We start from the raw sequence: 17,343 nt of genomic DNA, 5'->3' as shown, positions 1-17,343 counted from the left end.
CCATGAATTGTTCGAGAGTTCTGTCGATGACCCATCCTGCCCTGATTGATGAGCTAAAGACCCTGGTTGAGCCCGGCAAAGTGCTGACCGACGCCGACTCCCTGGAGACTTACGGCAAGGATTGGACCAAGCACTTCGCACCCGCGCCCACCGCCATCGTGTTCCCCAAGACCATCGAGCAGGTACAGGCCATTGTCCGTTGGGCCAATGAGCACAAGGTGGCACTGGTGCCGTCTGGCGGTCGCACTGGCCTGTCTGCAGCCGCTGTTGCGGCCAATGGCGAAGTGGTCGTGTCGTTCGACTATATGAACCAGATTCTGGACGTGAACCTCACCGACCGCACCGCCGTGTGCCAGCCGGGCGTGGTCACAAAGCAATTGCAGAACGTCGCCGAAGAAAAAGGCCTGTACTACCCGGTGGACTTCGCATCGTCCGGTTCCAGCCAGATTGGCGGCAATATCGGCACCAATGCCGGCGGGATCAAGGTTATTCGCTACGGCATGACCCGTAACTGGGTCGCCGGCATGAAAGTCGTCACCGGCAAAGGCGATGTGCTGGAACTGAACCGCGACTTGATCAAGAACGCCACCGGCTACGACATGCGCCAGCTGTTCATCGGCGCTGAAGGCACCCTGGGTTTTGTGGTCGAGGCCACCATGCGCCTGGACCGTGCGCCGAAGAACCTCACCGCCATGGTGCTTGGCACCACCGACTTCGACTCGATCATGCCGGTGCTGCACGCGTTCCAGAGCAAGCTGGACCTGACCGCGTTCGAGTTCTTCTCCGACAAAGCCCTGGCCAAAGTGCTGGGTCGTGGCGATGTGCCGGCACCGTTTGAAACCGAGTGCCCGTTCTACGCACTGCTGGAATTCGAAGCCACCACCGAAGAGGTCGCCAACCACGCGCTGGAAACCTTCGAGCACTGTGTCGAACAGGGCTGGGTGCTGGACGGCGTGATGAGCCAGAGCGAAACCCAACTGCACAACCTGTGGAAACTGCGCGAGTACATCTCCGAGACCATTTCCCACTGGACGCCGTACAAGAACGATATCTCAGTCACTGTCTCCAAAGTGCCAGCGTTCTTGAAAGAAATTGACGCGATCGTCGGCGAACACTATCCGGACTTCGAAATCGTCTGGTTTGGCCACATCGGTGACGGCAACCTGCACTTGAACATTCTCAAGCCGGAAAGCCTGAGCAAGGACGAGTTCTTCGCCAAATGCGCCACCGTGAACAAATGGGTGTTCGAGACCGTTGAGAAATACAACGGCTCTATCTCCGCCGAACACGGCGTGGGCATGACCAAGCGCGATTACCTGACGTACAGCCGTTCGCCGGTCGAAATTGAATACATGAAGGCCGTCAAAGCAGTGTTCGACCCGAACGGGATCATGAACCCTGGCAAGATCTTCGCTGTTTAACCGCCCCCCGAAGGAGTCGTTCCATGAGCTACCAGCACAAGTATGTCGACGGCACCAACATCCACTTCCCGGTGGGTAAAGTGGTGTGCATTGGCCGTAACTACGCCGAACATGCCAAGGAACTGGATAATCCAGTGCCGACCGAACCGTTGCTGTTCATCAAGCCCGGCAGCTGTGTCGTGGCGCTGGAAGGCGGTTTTGCCATCCCTGCCGACCGTGGCTCGGTGCACTACGAAGCGGAAATCGCGGTATTGATCGGCAAGCCGTTGTCGAACAAGCCAAGCCGTGAAGAAGTGCTGGACGCCATCTCCGGCTTCGCCCCGGCCCTGGACCTGACACTGCGTGACAAACAGGCCGAGCTGAAAGCCAAGGGCCTGCCGTGGGAAATTGCCAAATCCTTCGACGGCGCGGCAGTGATCGCACCGTTCGTGGTAGGCAGCACTTTCCCGGACGTGACCGATATCGGCATTCGCCTGACCATCAACGGCGAAGTGCGCCAGGACGGCAACAGCTCGCAGATGCTCAACCCGATCATCCCGATGATCCAGCACATGGCCGGCTGCTTCTCGCTGCAGGCTGGTGATGTGATTCTCACCGGCACCCCGGCTGGCGTGGGTCCGCTGAATGTGGGTGATGAGTTGGTGTTGGAATTGGCGGGCGTGAATCGCTTTGACAGCAGCGTTCGATAAGCACCTGGCCAACGCGGTCAAACCTGTGGGAGGGGGCTTGCCTCCGATGGCGGTGTATCAGTTAAGTGGATGTTGACTGACGCGCTGCTATCGGGGGCAAGCCCCCTCCCACATTGGAGTTGTGTCGGCCGGTAAAGCCCCGGGTTTTTGCATTTTTTTCACACACCATCCGGATAATCCCCAGCCTCCAGAGCGCGGGCCCGTCGATCCTGTGCTATCACCTAACGCTGACTTTCCGGAAAAAGCGCCCCATGGCCGTGTCCCTGCCCTCCGCCACACCCAAGCCGCGTTCCCGTTTTGCCCTGCGCTGGTATTCCTGGCTGTTTCTGGCGGGGGCCATCTTTTATGGCGTTGCCTGGGCCATGCATTGGGATGACCGCGGCGTGCTGTGGTTGCTGGAGCGCTTCGAGACGCCCACCGAGCGCAGTGAAAGCGTATGGCTGCCGGACTACCACGCGGTCATCGACGCCAAGGTGTTACCGGGAATGGAGAAGGACGAAGCCTCGGACGTCGCCTACAACCCGCAGACCAAAACGCTGTTTTCCGTCATGGGCAAAAACCCGTTCCTCGTTGAGTTGAGCCTGCAAGGCGATGTGCTCCGCAAGATGCCGCTCAATGGCTGGGAAAATCCGGAAGGCGTAACGGTGCTGGAAAATGGTCTGATGGCAGTGGTCGACGAGCGCCAGCACAGCCTCACCATCGTCAAGGTCGACGCGACGACCCAACAGTTGAACAAGGCTGATTTCCAGGCCTACGACCTGGGCCCGTCCAAAGACCAGAACAAAGCTTTTGAGGCGATCACCTGGGACAAGCGCAACCAGCAACTGGTGTTGGGCGAAGAGCGCCCGCCGGCATTGTTTACCTGGAAAAGCGACGGCAGCCAGATCCTGAACGGCGATAAACAAAAACTCGCCAGCAAAGAATTGGACATGCGCAACCTCTCGGCCCTGGCTGTCGATCCGCGCACCGGCCACCTCCTAGCGCTTTCGGCCGACTCTCACCTGTTGCTGGAGCTGGACGAGAAGGGCGAACAAGTCAGCTTCATGACCTTGCTGGGCGGCTTCAATGGTCTCAACAAAACCATTCCTCGTGCGGAGGGGGTGACCATGGATGAGGAAGGCACTCTGTACATAGTGAGTGAGCCGAATCTGTTCTATCGTTTCGAAAAGCAGAAATAATCGACCAGTTACGTCGGATATTTCTCTATCAGCGGCATTCGCCAGACATCCGGGCGCGTTTAAGTTTAAATTCAGACAGGCGTGATATTCATTCGCCACTTTTGATTTTGAGCCCGCCCAATGCGCCGACTTGCCCGCCCCAAGCCCATTCTTTTTCTGTTCGTGCTGATCGCCCTGATCTGCGCCGGGGTCGCTGGGCAGCACTTTCGCTTGTTCGAGCGCGCTTGGTTCAATTGGCAGACATGGCGTCATCCCGCCGATGAGCGTTCCATTGGCCTCGCCGATTACCGGGTAACGCTGGAAGCCCAAGTCATCGAGGGGCTCGATGACGATGTCTCGGCACTCACCTATGACCCTGTGCGCAAAAGCCTGTTTACCGTGACCAATCAAAACGCCGAACTGATCGAGTTGTCGCTGGACGGCAAGATCCTGCGGCGCATTCCCTTGGTGGGATTTGGTGATGCCGAGGCCGTGGAGTTCATCAGCGACAACATCTATGTCATCACCGATGAACGCCAACAGCGCCTGATCAAGGTGCATGTGGACGACGACACCCAGTTCCTCGACGCCGCGGATGCAGAGCAAATGACCCTGGGCCTGCATGTAGGTGGCAACAAGGGCTTTGAGGGGTTGGCCTATGACTCAGTGGGCAAGCGCCTGTTCGTGGCCAAGGAGCGCGATCCGATGTTGATCTATGAGGTCCACGGGTTTCCTCATTTCAAGCCTGAAAAAACCTACTCGGTGCACGTGATCAATAACCCCAAGCGTGACGCCGGGCTATTTGTACGCGATCTGTCGAGCCTGCAATACGACGAGCGCAGCGGCCATCTGCTGGCGCTGTCGGATGAGTCATTTTTGGTGTTGGAACTGGATATCGACGGTCGCCCATTGAGCAGTCTTTCTCTACTCAATGGGCGCCATGGCCTGAAAAAACGTGTGCCTCAGGCCGAAGGGATCGCCATGGACGACGAAGGTACGTTGTACCTGGTCAGCGAGCCGAACCTGTTCTACGTGTTCAAGAAACCCAGTCCCTGACACACCGCCATTCGGGGGCAGGCCCCCTCCCACATTGGATTGGTGGTGTCCTCAGGCCTTGAGGGTTTTCACGCCTTCGGAAGTGCCCAAGAGCAGCACATCCGCCGGACGCGCAGCGAACAGGCCGTTGGTGACCACGCCGACGATGGCATTGATCTGCGTTTCAAGCTCCACCGGATTGGTGATCTGCATATTGAATACGTCGAGGATGATGTTGCCGTTGTCGGTCAGCACGCCTTCGCGGTACACCGGATCGCCGCCCAGCTTCACCAGCTCGCGGGCCACGTGGCTGCGGGCCATCGGGATGACTTCCACCGGCAGCGGGAATGCGCCGAGGACCGGTACCAGCTTGCTGGCGTCGGCGATGCAGATGAAGGTCTTGGCCACGGCCGCGACGATCTTCTCGCGAGTCAGGGCTGCGCCGCCGCCCTTGATCAGGTTCAGGTGCGCGTCGCTCTCATCGGCGCCGTCGACATAGAACTCCAGGTCGCTCACGGTGTTGAGCTCGTACACCGGAATGCCATGGCCTTTCAGGCGTGCGGCAGTGGCTTCGGAGCTGGCCACGGCGCCATCGAACGCGCCCTTGTGCTGGGCCAGCGCATCGATAAAGCAGTTGGCAGTGGAGCCGGTGCCGACACCGACGATGCTTTTGTCGTCGAGTTTAGGAAGGATTAAATCGACAGCGGCCTGGGCCACTGCCTGTTTGAGTTGATCCTGGGTCATGCGGGCTCCGGAACGGGCGGGGAGTAAAGAGGGGCGCGAGTATAACCCAACAAAACCTCGGGATTCGTGTGGTCGTACGGCCAAAAGCCGGGTTAGACTCCCCGGCCCTGCCCAACTCGCCCAGTGATTCCCGCCGATGCTTGAACAGTACGTCAAAAAGATCCTCACCTCGCGCGTTTACGACGTTGCCGTAGAAACCCCGCTGCAGACCGCCCGCCAGCTCTCCGAGCGGCTGGGCAACAAGGTCTGGCTCAAGCGCGAAGACTTGCAGCCGGTGTTCTCGTTCAAGATTCGCGGCGCGTACAACAAGCTGACTCAGTTGACGGCTGAAGAGCGCGCACGCGGCGTAGTCACGGCGTCGGCGGGCAACCATGCGCAGGGCCTGGCCCTGGCGGCCAAGGTGCTGGGGGTCAAGGCCACTATTGTGATGCCCAAGACCACCCCTGAGATCAAGGTCGAAGGCGTGCGCTCTCGCGGCGGTAAAGTGGTGCTGCATGGCGACTCTTTCCCAGAGGCGCTGGCCTACTCGCTGAAACTGGTCGACGAAAAAGGCTACGTCTACATTCACCCCTACGATGATCCGCACACCATTGCCGGGCAGGGCACCGTGGCGATGGAGATTCTGCGCCAGCATCCAGGGCCGCTGGATGCGATCTTCGTACCCGTGGGTGGCGGTGGTTTGATCGCGGGCATCGCGGCGTACGTGAAATACCTGCGCCCGGAAATCAAGGTCATCGGCGTCGAGCCGGACGACTCCAACTGCCTGCAAGCTGCCATGGCCGCGGGTGAGCGCGTGGTCTTGCCGACGGTTGGGATCTTTGCCGACGGCGTGGCGGTGGCGCAGATCGGCCAGCACACCTTTGAAATCTGCAAAGACTATGTCGACGAAGTGATCACCGTGAGCACCGATGAAATCTGTGCGGCGATCAAGGACATCTACGACGATACCCGCTCCATCACCGAGCCAGCAGGCGCGTTGGGTGTGGCCGGGATCAAGAAGTACGTTGAGACCCGTGGTGTCAGCGGCCAGACGTTCGTCGCCATCGACTCCGGGGCCAACGTCAACTTCGACCGCCTGCGCCACGTGGCTGAGCGCGCTGAGTTGGGTGAAGGCCGTGAAGCCATCATCGCGGTGACCATTCCTGAGAAACCGGGCAGTTTCAAGGCGTTCTGCGAGGCCGTGGGCAAGCGCCAGATCACCGAATTTAACTACCGCTACCACTCCGGCAGCGAGGCGCACATCTTTGTCGGCGTGCAGACCCACCCGGAAACCGACCCGCGCAGCGCGCTGATCGCCAGCCTCACCGAGCAGGGTTTCCCGGTGCTCGACCTGACAGAGAACGAACTGGCCAAGCTGCACATCCGCCATATGGTCGGTGGGCATGCCGCGCACGTCAGCAATGAAGTGGTGTTTCGCTTTGAGTTCCCGGAGCGTCCGGGGGCGCTGTTCAATTTTCTTAACAAGTTGGGCGGGCGCTGGAATATCTCGATGTTCCACTATCGCAACCACGGCGCGGCTGATGGTCGTGTGGTCGCCGGCCTGCAAGTGCCGGCGAACGAACGTCACCTGGTACCGGCAGCGCTGGAGGCGATTGGCTACCCGTATTGGGATGAAAGTGATAACCCGGCCTACAAACTGTTCCTCGGTTGAGCGACTACGCTGATTGGGGGCAGCCTCTAAGGAATACGAAACATGGAAACCCTGATCACCCTGAAAATTGTCCACATCGCGGCCACCGTGGTGTTGTTGCTCAGCGGCCTTGGCTTGGCGCTACTGGCCTGGCGTAAACGCAGCGCTGGCCCAGCCGTCACCGTGCAGCGTCCGTGGGCGTTTGTGTGGTTGCTGATGGGTATTTGTATGGTGAGCATGCCGTTCACCGGCTGGTGGCTGGTGCACCTGACTGGCTGGCCATTGGGGCAGACCTGGATCCTGGGCTCCAGCATCCTCTATACCGTGGCGGCGCTGGCGTGGTTCTGGCTGGTGGCACGGCTCAATCGCTTGCGCAAAGGCGAGGGCGGCAGCCTGAATTTCACTCTGGTGCTGGCGGTGGTGAGCCTGGTGGGGTTTGTGGCGATTGCCGGGCTCATGGGCGCCAAGCCGGTTTAACGCGGTGAGGGCTTCTGTGATGAGCGAGCTTGCCCCGCGCTGGGCTGCGAAGCGGCCCTGACAAAGGCCCGCATTTTTCCTGATAAGACCGGTTGGCAGGTTTTGGGGCTGCTTCGCAGCCCAGCGCGGGGCAAGCCCGCTCACCACGGTTACTCGCTACGCAGCGTAATCACCGGCCAACCACGTTTCTCGGCTTCAGCGCGCAGATTCGGATCCGGATCCACCGCCACCGGATGCGTCACTTGCTCCAATAGCGGCAGGTCATTCATCGAGTCGCTATAGAAGTAGCTGTCTTCCAGGCTATACCCCGTTTCTTCCAGCCAACGATTCAAGCGCGTCACCTTGCCTTCTCGGAAGCACGGCACGTCAGTGCTGCGCCCAGTGTATCGGCCATTTTCCATCTCGCACTCGGTGGCGATGAGGGTTTCAACGCCCAGGCGTGCGGCAATTGGCGCGGTGACGAAACGATTGGTGGCGGTGATGATCACCAGCTTGTCGCCAGCGGCGCGGTGCTTGGCCAGCAGTTCCACGGCCAGTGGCAGCATGATCGGCTCGATGCAGTCGCGCATATAGTCGTTGTGCCACTCATCCAGTTGGGCCATTTCGGTGCGGCCGAGGATTTCCAGGCAGAAATTCAGGTAGGCGGCGTTGTCCAGCTTGCCGGCCAAGTAGTCCTGATAGAACTCGTCGTTGCGGGCCTTGTAGGCTACCGGGTCGAGAATCCCGCGTTCGCACAGGTAATCGCCCCACGCGTGGTCGCTGTCACCGCCGATAAGGGTGTTGTCCAAGTCGAATAAAGCCAGGCGCATTGCAGTTACTCGCTGAAAAGTCTGTAAAAAGGCGTCCAGAATACGGTCTTTTCACAAGAGTGCACATAAGCTAAGAAGCCTCGTTGCCGCTTGCGCAACCTTTGTGGAACAATGCGGCGACATGCGTTTGCGAGGTTGTTGCCGTGATCGACCCCGATGGTTTCCGTCCTAATGTCGGGATTATTCTTACGAATGATGCCGGACAGGTGCTATGGGCTCGCCGAATCAACCAAGATGCCTGGCAGTTTCCTCAAGGCGGAATCAACCCCGACGAAACCCCTGAAGACGCCTTGTACCGTGAGTTGAACGAAGAAGTCGGCCTTGAGCGCGAAGATGTGCAGATTCTGGCCTGTACCCGTGGCTGGTTGCGCTATCGTTTGCCGCAACGCCTGGTGCGTACCCACAGCCAACCGCTGTGCATCGGCCAGAAGCAGAAATGGTTTCTCCTGCGCCTGATCTCCAACGAGCAGCGGGTGCGGATGGATTTGACCGGTAAACCGGAGTTCGATGGCTGGCGTTGGGTCAGCTATTGGTACCCGTTGGGCCAGGTGGTGACATTCAAGCGCGAGGTTTATCGTCGCGCTCTCAAAGAGCTTGCCCCGCGCCTTTTAGCGCGCGACTGACGACGGAGTTCGACCCCGAGCCATGCTCAATACGCTGCGCAAGATCGTCCAGGAAGTTAACTCCGCCAAGGATCTCAAGGCGGCGTTGGGGATTATTGTGTTGCGCGTCAAGGAAGCCATGGGCAGCCAGGTCTGCTCGGTTTACCTGCTGGACCCAGAGACCAACCGTTTTGTGCTGATGGCCACGGAGGGCTTGAACAAGCGCTCCATCGGCAAAGTCAGCATGGCGCCCAATGAAGGTCTGGTGGGCCTGGTGGGGACGCGTGAAGAACCCCTCAACCTTGAAAACGCGGCCGATCACCCGCGTTATCGCTACTTTGCCGAAACCGGCGAAGAGCGCTACGCGTCATTCCTCGGCGCACCGATCATTCACCACCGCCGCGTTGTCGGCGTGTTGGTCATCCAGCAAAAAGAACGTCGCCAGTTCGACGAAGGTGAAGAAGCCTTCCTCGTGACCATGAGCGCGCAGCTCGCCGGGGTTATTGCCCACGCCGAGGCCACGGGTTCGATTCGCGGCCTGGGCCGTCAGGGCAAGGGCATCCAGGAAGCCAAGTTCGTCGGCGTACCGGGTTCGCCGGGTGCTGCCGTCGGTACGGCGGTGGTCATGCTGCCACCGGCCGACCTCGATGTAGTGCCGGACAAGACCGTCAACGACATCGACGCCGAAATCAAACTGTTCAAGACCGCCCTGGAAGGCGTGCGCGCCGACATGCGCAACCTGTCGACCAAGCTGGCCACCCAGCTGCGCCCTGAAGAACGTGCGCTGTTCGACGTTTACCAGATGATGCTTGACGACGCGTCCCTCGGGAACGAAGTCAAAACCGTGATCAAGACCGGTCAATGGGCCCAGGGCGCACTGCGCCAAGTGGTCACTGATCACGTCAACCGTTTCGAATTGATGGACGACGCCTATCTGCGCGAGCGTGCCTCGGATGTGCGCGACCTGGGTCGCCGTCTGCTGGCTTACCTGCAGGAAGACCGCACCACCAACCTGGTCTACCCCGACAACACCATCCTGATCAGTGAAGAACTGACCGCCACCATGCTCGGCGAAGTGCCGGAAGGCAAACTGGTGGGCTTGGTCTCGGTTCTCGGTTCGGGTAACTCCCACGTCGCGATCCTGGCCCGCGCCATGGGCATTCCGACGGTGATGGGCCTGGTGGACCTGCCGTACTCCAAGGTCGACGGCATCGACATGATCGTCGATGGCCATCGTGGTGAAGTCTTCACCAACCCCAGCGACGTGCTGCGCAAGCAATACGCCGAAGTGGTGGAAGAAGAGAAGCAACTGGCGCTGGGCCTGGATTCATTGCGCGAGTTGCCGTGCGTGACCACTGATGGTCACCGCGTACCGCTGTTGGTGAATACCGGACTGCTGGCCGACGTGGCCCGGGCGCAGCAGCGCGGCGCCGAGGGCGTGGGGCTGTACCGCACCGAAGTGCCGTTCATGATCAACCAGCGTTTCCCGAGTGAGAAGGAGCAGCTGGCGATTTATCGCGAGCAACTGCAAGCCTTCCACCCGTTGCCGGTGACCATGCGCAGCCTGGACATCGGCGGCGACAAGTCACTGTCGTATTTCCCGATCAAGGAAGACAACCCCTTCCTCGGCTGGCGCGGCATTCGCGTCACGCTCGACCACCCGGAAATTTTCCTCGTACAGACTCGCGCCATGCTTAAGGCCAGCGAAGGCCTGAACAACCTGCGCATCCTGTTGCCGATGATCTCCGGCACTCATGAGCTGGAGGAGGCGCTGCATTTGATCCACCGCGCCTGGGGCGAGGTGCGCGACGAAGGCGCTGACGTACCGATGCCGCCGATTGGCGTCATGATCGAAATTCCAGCGGCGGTGTACCAGGCCAAAGAACTGGCGCGGCAGGTGGACTTCCTGTCGGTCGGCTCCAACGACCTGACCCAATACCTGCTGGCCGTGGACCGCAACAACCCACGGGTAGCTGATCTCTACGACTATCTGCACCCGGCGGTGCTGCAAGCGCTGCAACACGTAGTGCGCGACGCCCATGCCGAAGGCAAACCGGTGAGCATCTGCGGTGAAATGGCTGGTGATCCGGCGGCGGCGGTGCTGTTGATGGCGATGGGCTTTGACAGCCTGTCGATGAACGCCACCAACTTGCCGAAGGTGAAGTGGATGTTGCGCCAAGTCGAGCTGAGTATGGCCAAGGATCTGCTGGCGGAGTTGATGACCATCGACAACCCGCAAGTTATCCACAGCTCGCTGCAATTGGCGCTGAAGAACCTTGGGCTGACACGGATGATCAATCCGGCCTCTGCCAAGACCCTCTAACGCCTGGCGCCGATCAAAAATGTGGGAGGGGGCTTGCTCCCGATGGCGGTGTGTCAGTACCAGATATTCTGACTGACACACTGCCATCGGGAGCAAGCCCCCTCCCACATTGGTTTTGTGGTGTGTCTAGAGCGTGAGTTCGACTTCGCCGAGTCGGCCACCATGGGGCCCAAAACTACGCTCCACCATCCGCCGCGTGCCATCGGCATTTACAATCAGCGCCGTACTCGCCCGTGTCCCATAACTTGGACTGGCGATAAATACGCTCGATAACAGGCTTTCAGTCGCCAACCCCACGCCTGTATCCGGCAACTCAGCAAAGGGCGCGATCTGCGGATCGCTCAGAATCTCCAGTAGCGCTTCGGGTTGCGGATTGTTCAGCAACTCACTCAGCGCAGCTTTGGCCTTAAGCAGTTTCGGCCAAGGCGTATCCAGCCCTGCGTTGGATAACCCGTACACGCCCGCTTTCAACTGCGTGGGCTCGGTGTGATTGGCGTTGTAATGCCACAACTCATCTCGCGTGCCCACCAGCAGGTTAAACCCGGCGTATTCAATCGATCGGCCGTTAACGTCGGCCAAGTAGTCGTCAATGGGCAGTGAACCACTGAGGAACCGCGCGACCAGTTCGCCGCGTGACTTTCGTGCCGGCGGCTGGTGGGGATCACGGATATTGGTCAGGGCAGCAAATCGCCCATCGGCATTCACGCCAAGCCAAGTGCCGCCTGCTTCCTGATCGCGACCGGCATAGATTTCGGGCACGTCCGGCCACTGGGCCAGCGGCAGACTGGGGCGGGCATAGAACTCGTCACGGTTGGCCGCGACGATCAGCGGTTGGGCGTGGCCCGGCCGCCAGGCGAAAACAATCAGGCACATCAGGCGATTCCCTTTTGTGTTTTTTGCCACTCTACCCACACCGGCAGCGGTGTTCCATCGTATCCAGTTGGGCCGCATGCCTTCCATCCGTTAACATGCCGGACTTGATTCGGGGGCTCCCATGGAATTTCTGCTGTATTTGCTGCTGGGCGCCTGTGCGGGTGTACTCGCCGGGCTGTTTGGCGTGGGCGGCGGGATCATTATCGTGCCGGTGCTGGTGTTCAGCTTCACCTTGCAGGGCTTCGACCCGCAGGTGCTGACTCACTTGGCCGTAGGCACATCCTTGGCGACGATCATCTTTACCTCGGTCAATGCCGTGCGTGAGCACCACCGACGTGGCGCGGTGCGTTGGCCGATCTTTGTGTGGATGACCGTGGGCATCCTGATCGGTGCAGGTTTCGGTGCGCTGACCGCCGAGGCGATTTCCGGTCCGCATTTGCAGAAGATCATTGGCGTGTTCGCGCTGATCATCGCCGTGCAACTGGCCCTGGAGGTCAAGCCCAAGGCCAGTCGCACGGTGCCAGGCAAGGTCGGCCTGACCCTGGCAGGCACGGTGATTGGCTGGGCTTCGGCCATTTTCGGCATCGGCGGCGGCTCGCTGACCGTGCCGTTTTTGACCTGGCGCAGCGTGCCGATGCAACAGGCGGTGGCCACCTCGTCCGCCTGTGGCCTGCCGATTGCCCTGGCCAGTGCATTAAGTTTCATGATTCTGGGCTGGCATGACCCGCTGTTGCCCGCTCATAGTCTAGGGTTCGTGTATTTACCGGCGCTGCTGGGCATTGCCCTGACCAGTATGGTGTTTGCCCGCTTTGGCGCACGCCTGGCGCATCGGTTGTCGCCGCGGTTGCTCAAGCGGTTGTTCGCCGGCTTGCTGTTTTGCGTGGGTTTAAACTTTTTGCTGTAACGCAGACTTAATCGCGCCCGGGCATGGTCCGGTCGCCATAACGCATGATTTAACGAGGAGTCGCAATGCTGCCTTACCCGCAGATCGACCCGGTGGCTCTGGCCATCGGTCCGCTGAAAATCCACTGGTACGGGTTGATGTACCTGATCGGCATCGGCGGCGCCTGGCTGCTGGCCTCCCGCCGCCTGAACCGTTTCGACCCGACCTGGACCAAGGAGAAACTCTCCGACATGGTCTTCTGGCTGTCCATGGGGGTCATCGTCGGCGGGCGTCTGGGGTATGTGCTGTTCTACGATCTGTCCGCCTACATCGCCAATCCGACACTGATTTTCGAAGTGTGGAAGGGCGGCATGGCGTTCCACGGCGGGTTTATCGGCGTAATGATTGCTGCCTGGTGGTTCGGCCGCCGCAATGGCAAGTCGTTCTTCCAACTGATGGACTTCGTTGCGCCGCTGGTGCCGATTGGCCTGGGCGCCGGGCGTATCGGTAACTTCATCAACGCCGAGCTCTGGGGCAAGCCGACCGACGTGCCGTGGGCCATGGTGTTCCCGCCGTTCAGCGACCCGGCACAACTGCCGCGCCATCCGTCGCAGCTATACCAGTTCGCACTGGAAGGTGTGGCACTGTTCCTCATTCTGTACATTTTCTCGCGCAAACCACGCCCGACCATGGCCGTTTCCGGCATGTTCGCGCTGTTTTACGGCATCTTCCGTTTCATCGTCGAATTCGTACGTGTGCCGGATGCGCAGTTGGGCTACCTGGCGTGGGGCTGGCTGACCATGGGTCAGGTGTTGAGCATCCCAATGATCCTCGTGGGTCTGGGCCTGCTGTGGTGGGCGTACAATCGCCCGCAGCCGCTGAAGAACACCGCGCTTTAAATTCGAATGCCGGGGCCTGCGTGCGGGCTCCTGCTTCAACGATACGGGTACTTACATGAAGCAATATCTCGAACTACTGAACGACGTCGTGACCAATGGCCTGACCAAGGGCGATCGCACCGGCACCGGCACCAAGGCCGTGTTCGCCCGTCAGTATCGGCATAACTTGGCCGACGGCTTCCCGCTGCTGACCACCAAGAAGCTTCACTTTAAAAGCATCGCCAATGAGCTGATCTGGATGTTGAGCGGCAACACCAATATCAAGTGGCTCAACGAAAACGGCGTGAAGATTTGGGACGAATGGGCCACCGAAGACGGCGACCTGGGCCCGGTCTACGGCGAGCAGTGGACTGCTTGGCCGACCAAAGACGGCGGGACGATCAACCAGATCGACTACATGGTGCACACGCTCAAGACCAACCCCAACAGCCGTCGCATTCTGTTCCACGGCTGGAACGTCGAATACCTGCCGGACGAAACCAAGAGCCCACAGGAAAACGCGCGAAACGGCAAACAGGCCCTGCCACCGTGCCACCTGCTGTACCAGGCGTTCGTGCATGACGGCCATCTGTCGATGCAGTTGTACATCCGCAGCTCCGACGTATTCCTTGGTCTGCCGTACAACACCGCTGCCCTAGCGTTGCTCACCCATATGTTGGCCCAACAGTGCGACTTGATCCCTCACGAGATCATCGTCACCACTGGCGATACCCATGCCTACAGCAACCATATGGAACAGATCCGGACCCAACTGGCGCGTACACCGAAGAAGCTGCCGGAGTTGGTGATCAAGCGTAAGCCGGCGTCGATCTACGATTACAAGTTCGAAGATTTTGAGATTGTGGGCTATGACGCTGATCCAAGCATCAAGGCCGATGTCGCTATCTAGCGTCTGACGCCGTCCAATGTGGGAGGGGGCTTGCCCCCGATTGCGGTGGGTCAGTCACCCAATACTTAACTGGCCCACCGCCATCGGGGGCAAGCCCCCTCTCACATTTGGCCCGTTTAATGGCCGTGGCTTCTGCCTACATGTGAGGGCTCAGCCTCGCTGGCCTGCATACTCCCGCTGACCTCCAACTGCTGCAAAATCCCACAGTGATCCCCGCCGCCACAGCGTTGGCGCAAGTCCAGCAACTGCACCTGCAACGCCAATAGCCCGTCGATCCGCGCTTTCACATGGTGGATATGCTCGTCGACCAACGCATTCACGCTTTCGCATTGGTCCTGTGGACTGTCGCGCAGGCTGAGCAGGCTGCGGATTTCTTCGAGGGTCATGTCGAGGCTGCGGCAGTTGCGGATAAAGATCAGCCGCTCGGTGTGCGCCTGGGTGTACACGCGGTAGTTGGCGTCGGTGCGCGCCGGCGGCGGCAGCAGGCCTTCTTTCTCGTAATAACGGATGGTTTCCACCTGACAGTCAGTCAGTTTGGCCAATTCGCCGATCTTCATCGCAGCAATCTCCAAATGGGTGCTTGACCCTATAGTGGCTACAGGGTCTTTACTTGGCAACAGGCACCTTTACGGACGCGACCGAATGAGCGACTCCATCCACACCCCGCATAAACACGATCACGATCACGATCATGATCATGGCCCTAAGAAACTCACGCCTGTGCATAACCACGGCCACGGAGGTGCCTGCTGTTCCGGGACTCCAGCACCGGAGTTGGTGCAATTGAGCGAAGCGCCCACCGCCGGCTCGCGCCTCAGCACCTTCCGCATCGAAGCCATGGACTGCCCCACCGAGCAAACGCTGATCCAGAACAAACTGGGCAAGTTGGCGGGTGTGCAGCAATTGGAATTTAACCTGATCAACCGCATCCTCGGCGTCACCCACGACTTGCCGAGTACCGCGCCGATCATCGATGCCATCAAGTCCTTGGGCATGCAGGCCGACCCGATCGAGGAAGGTACCCCGGCTGCCGAACCGCCTGCCAAAAAACACTGGTGGCCGTTGGCGTTGTCCGGCGTCGGTGCGTTGGGCGCCGAAGTGCTGCACTTCACGAATGCCGCGCCGACGTGGGTCATCGCCCTCGTGGCGCTGGTGTCGATCCTCAGCGGCGGCCTCACCACCTATAAAAAGGGCTGGATCGCCCTGAAGAACCTCAACCTGAACATCAACGCCTTAATGAGCATCGCCGTGACGGGCGCGATCCTGATCGGCCAGTGGCCGGAAGCCGCCATGGTGATGTTCCTGTTCACCGTCGCCGAGCTGATTGAAGCCAAGTCCCTGGACCGTGCGCGCAATGCCATCAGCGGCTTGATGCAGATGACCCCGGAACAGGCCACGGTGCAGCAGGCCGACGGTAACTGGGTTGAGCAGGAGGTTAAAAGCATCGAACTGGGCGCCATCGTCCGGGTTAAACCCGGCGAGCGCATCGGCCTGGACGGTGAAGTCACCGCAGGTCAATCCACCATCGACCAGGCGCCGATCACCGGGGAAAGCCTGCCGATTGAAAAAACCGTGGGCGATAAAGTCTTCGCCGGCACCATCAACCAAGCCGGCTCCCTGGAATACAAAGTCACGGCAGCGGCCAATAACTCCACACTGGCGCGGATCATCCACGCCGTCGAGCAAGCACAAGGCGCACGGGCTCCGACCCAGCGCTTCGTCGACAGTTTTTCCAAGGTCTACACCCCGGCCGTCTTCCTGTTTGCCTTGGGTGTAGCGATTATTCCGCCGCTGTTCATGGCCGGTGTCTGGTTCGACTGGATCTACCGCGCCCTGGTGCTGCTGGTGGTTGCCTGCCCCTGCGCGTTGGTGATCTCCACTCCGGTGACGATCGTCAGCGGCCTGGCGGCGGCGGCGCGCAAAGGCATCCTGATCAAGGGCGGCGTGTACCTGGAGGGTGGTTACAAGCTCGACTACCTGGCGCTGGACAAGACCGGCACCATCACGCACGGCAAACCGGTGCAGACCGATTACTTGGCGTTGTTCCCAAACGTCGAGGACAGCGCACCGGCCCTCGCCGCCAGTTTGGCTGGGCGTTCTGACCACCCGGTGTCGTTGGCCATTGCGAATGCGGCTGTGGATAAAAACCTGCCGGTGCACGTTGTGGATAACTTCGAAGCCCTGGCCGGTCGTGGTGTGCGCGGCGATATCAAGGGTGAGACTTACCACCTGGGTAACCACCGTCTGGTGGAAGACCTCGGCCTGTGCTCGCCTGAGCTGGAAGAAAAGCTGTTCGCGCTGGAGAAGCAAGGAAAGTCCGTGGTGTTGCTGCTCGATAAGTCCGGCCCCCTGGCGCTGTTCGCCGTGGCCGATACCGTCAAGGACAGCAGTCGCGAGGCCATTCAGCAATTGCACGAGTTGGGCATCAAAACCCTGATGCTCACCGGCGACAACACCCATACCGCCCAGGCGATTGCGGCCCAGGTCGGCATCGACCAGGCTCAAGGCGACCTGTTGCCCACCGACAAACTGCAAGCCATCGAAACCCTCTACGGCCAAGGCCACCGGGTGGGCATGGTCGGCGACGGCATCAACGACGCCCCGGCCCTGGCCCGCGCCGAGATCGGTTTTGCAATGGCCGCCGCCGGTACCGACACTGCCATCGAGACTGCCGACGTGGCGCTGATGGACGATGATTTGCGCAAGATCCCGGCATTCATTCGTTTGTCGCGGCAAACGTCGAGTATCCTCAAGCAGAACATCGCCCTGGCGCTGGTGATCAAGGCGATCTTCCTCGCGGTCACTTTCCTGGGGATGGCCACCATGTGGATGGCGGTCTTCGCCGACATGGGCGTGAGCCTGCTGGTGGTGTTCAATGGCCTGCGCCTGTTGCGCAAATAAACGATGAGAGG

16 protein-coding genes are annotated in these 17,343 nt (G+C 60.0%); 12 read left to right on the top strand and 4 right to left on the bottom strand.

Annotation, left to right across the window (positions count from 1 at the left end; all coding sequences use genetic code 11):
- The first annotated feature begins 26 nt into the window (after window positions 1–26).
- The 4 genes from BW43_RS25665 to BW43_RS25680 all read left to right on the top strand — a co-directional run bounded on the left by BW43_RS25665 (window position 27) and on the right by BW43_RS25680 (window position 4,323).
- The gene (locus BW43_RS25665; RefSeq protein WP_032884215.1) at window positions 27–1,421 is read left to right on the top strand and encodes an FAD-binding oxidoreductase; all 1,395 of its coding nucleotides are present in this window, start codon (window positions 27–29) and stop codon (window positions 1,419–1,421) included.
- 23 nt (window positions 1,422–1,444) lie between these two features.
- The gene (locus BW43_RS25670) at window positions 1,445–2,110 is read left to right on the top strand and encodes a fumarylacetoacetate hydrolase family protein (protein ID WP_032884213.1); all 666 of its coding nucleotides are present in this window, start codon (window positions 1,445–1,447) and stop codon (window positions 2,108–2,110) included.
- Between the two features lie 251 nt (window positions 2,111–2,361).
- On the top strand, window positions 2,362–3,288 hold the full coding sequence (locus BW43_RS25675) for an SdiA-regulated domain-containing protein (protein WP_032884211.1): 927 nt from the start codon (window positions 2,362–2,364) through the stop codon (window positions 3,286–3,288).
- A 120-nt stretch (window positions 3,289–3,408) separates the two neighbouring features.
- Window positions 3,409–4,323: an SdiA-regulated domain-containing protein gene (locus BW43_RS25680; protein WP_032884208.1), complete on the top strand. Its 915-nt coding sequence runs from the start codon at window positions 3,409–3,411 to the stop codon at window positions 4,321–4,323.
- A 51-nt stretch (window positions 4,324–4,374) separates the two neighbouring features.
- Here the strand turns inward: BW43_RS25680 and rpiA are convergent, their stop codons facing one another.
- Complete coding sequence (gene rpiA, locus BW43_RS25685; protein WP_017253881.1) at window positions 4,375–5,046, bottom strand: ribose-5-phosphate isomerase RpiA; 672 nt, start codon at window positions 5,044–5,046, stop codon at window positions 4,375–4,377.
- Window positions 5,047–5,182: 136 nt separating this feature from the next.
- Between rpiA and ilvA the strand changes: the two genes are divergently transcribed.
- Window positions 5,183–6,697, top strand: coding sequence for a threonine ammonia-lyase, biosynthetic (ilvA, locus tag BW43_RS25690; protein WP_032884206.1), 1,515 nt, complete (start codon window positions 5,183–5,185; stop codon window positions 6,695–6,697).
- A 42-nt stretch (window positions 6,698–6,739) separates the two neighbouring features.
- Entirely contained in the window at window positions 6,740–7,153 is a 414-nt protein-coding gene (locus BW43_RS25695) for a DUF2269 family protein (RefSeq protein ID WP_032884205.1), read from the top strand.
- A 149-nt stretch (window positions 7,154–7,302) separates the two neighbouring features.
- On the opposite strand, the gene BW43_RS25700 is transcribed toward BW43_RS25695, so the two are convergent.
- Entirely contained in the window at window positions 7,303–7,962 is a 660-nt protein-coding gene (locus tag BW43_RS25700; protein ID WP_032884204.1) for an HAD family phosphatase, read from the bottom strand.
- Window positions 7,963–8,105: 143 nt separating this feature from the next.
- On the opposite strand from BW43_RS25700, the gene BW43_RS25705 reads away from it, so the two are divergent.
- Both BW43_RS25705 and ptsP read left to right on the top strand, forming a co-directional pair.
- A complete protein-coding gene (locus BW43_RS25705; protein ID WP_003176750.1) occupies window positions 8,106–8,585 on the top strand; it encodes an RNA pyrophosphohydrolase in 480 nt (159 codons plus the stop codon).
- A gap of 22 nt (window positions 8,586–8,607) precedes the next feature.
- On the top strand, window positions 8,608–10,887 hold the full coding sequence (gene ptsP, locus BW43_RS25710; protein WP_032884201.1) for a phosphoenolpyruvate--protein phosphotransferase: 2,280 nt from the start codon (window positions 8,608–8,610) through the stop codon (window positions 10,885–10,887).
- 126 nt (window positions 10,888–11,013) lie between these two features.
- Here the strand turns inward: ptsP and BW43_RS25715 are convergent, their stop codons facing one another.
- On the bottom strand, window positions 11,014–11,760 hold the full coding sequence (locus tag BW43_RS25715; protein WP_032884199.1) for an NRDE family protein: 747 nt from the start codon (window positions 11,758–11,760) through the stop codon (window positions 11,014–11,016).
- A gap of 121 nt (window positions 11,761–11,881) precedes the next feature.
- Here BW43_RS25715 and BW43_RS25720 point away from each other — a divergent pair, with 121 nt between their 5' ends.
- The 3 genes from BW43_RS25720 to BW43_RS25730 all read left to right on the top strand — a co-directional run bounded on the left by BW43_RS25720 (window position 11,882) and on the right by BW43_RS25730 (window position 14,431).
- Window positions 11,882–12,664 (top strand): sulfite exporter TauE/SafE family protein, encoded by a 783-nt coding sequence (locus tag BW43_RS25720; protein WP_032884198.1) that lies wholly within the window; start codon window positions 11,882–11,884, stop codon window positions 12,662–12,664.
- 65 nt (window positions 12,665–12,729) lie between these two features.
- On the top strand, window positions 12,730–13,542 hold the full coding sequence (lgt, locus tag BW43_RS25725; protein ID WP_032884196.1) for a prolipoprotein diacylglyceryl transferase: 813 nt from the start codon (window positions 12,730–12,732) through the stop codon (window positions 13,540–13,542).
- 55 nt (window positions 13,543–13,597) lie between these two features.
- Window positions 13,598–14,431, top strand: coding sequence for a thymidylate synthase (locus tag BW43_RS25730; RefSeq protein ID WP_015886389.1), 834 nt, complete (start codon window positions 13,598–13,600; stop codon window positions 14,429–14,431).
- Between the two features lie 116 nt (window positions 14,432–14,547).
- Here the strand turns inward: BW43_RS25730 and cadR are convergent, their stop codons facing one another.
- Window positions 14,548–14,988, bottom strand: coding sequence for a Cd(II)/Pb(II)-responsive transcriptional regulator (gene cadR / locus BW43_RS25735; RefSeq protein WP_032884195.1), 441 nt, complete (start codon window positions 14,986–14,988; stop codon window positions 14,548–14,550).
- Window positions 14,989–15,073: 85 nt separating this feature from the next.
- Here cadR and BW43_RS25740 point away from each other — a divergent pair, with 85 nt between their 5' ends.
- Window positions 15,074–17,332, top strand: coding sequence for a heavy metal translocating P-type ATPase (locus BW43_RS25740; protein WP_032884194.1), 2,259 nt, complete (start codon window positions 15,074–15,076; stop codon window positions 17,330–17,332).
- Window positions 17,333–17,343: the final 11 nt, after the last annotated feature.

Source organism: Pseudomonas sp. RIT357 (assembly GCF_000632245.1).
Classification (GTDB): Bacteria; Pseudomonadota; Gammaproteobacteria; order Pseudomonadales; family Pseudomonadaceae; genus Aquipseudomonas; species Aquipseudomonas sivasensis.
The sequence above is the reverse complement of the archived record's forward strand: the minus strand, read 5'-3'. Positions and strand labels throughout refer to the sequence as shown.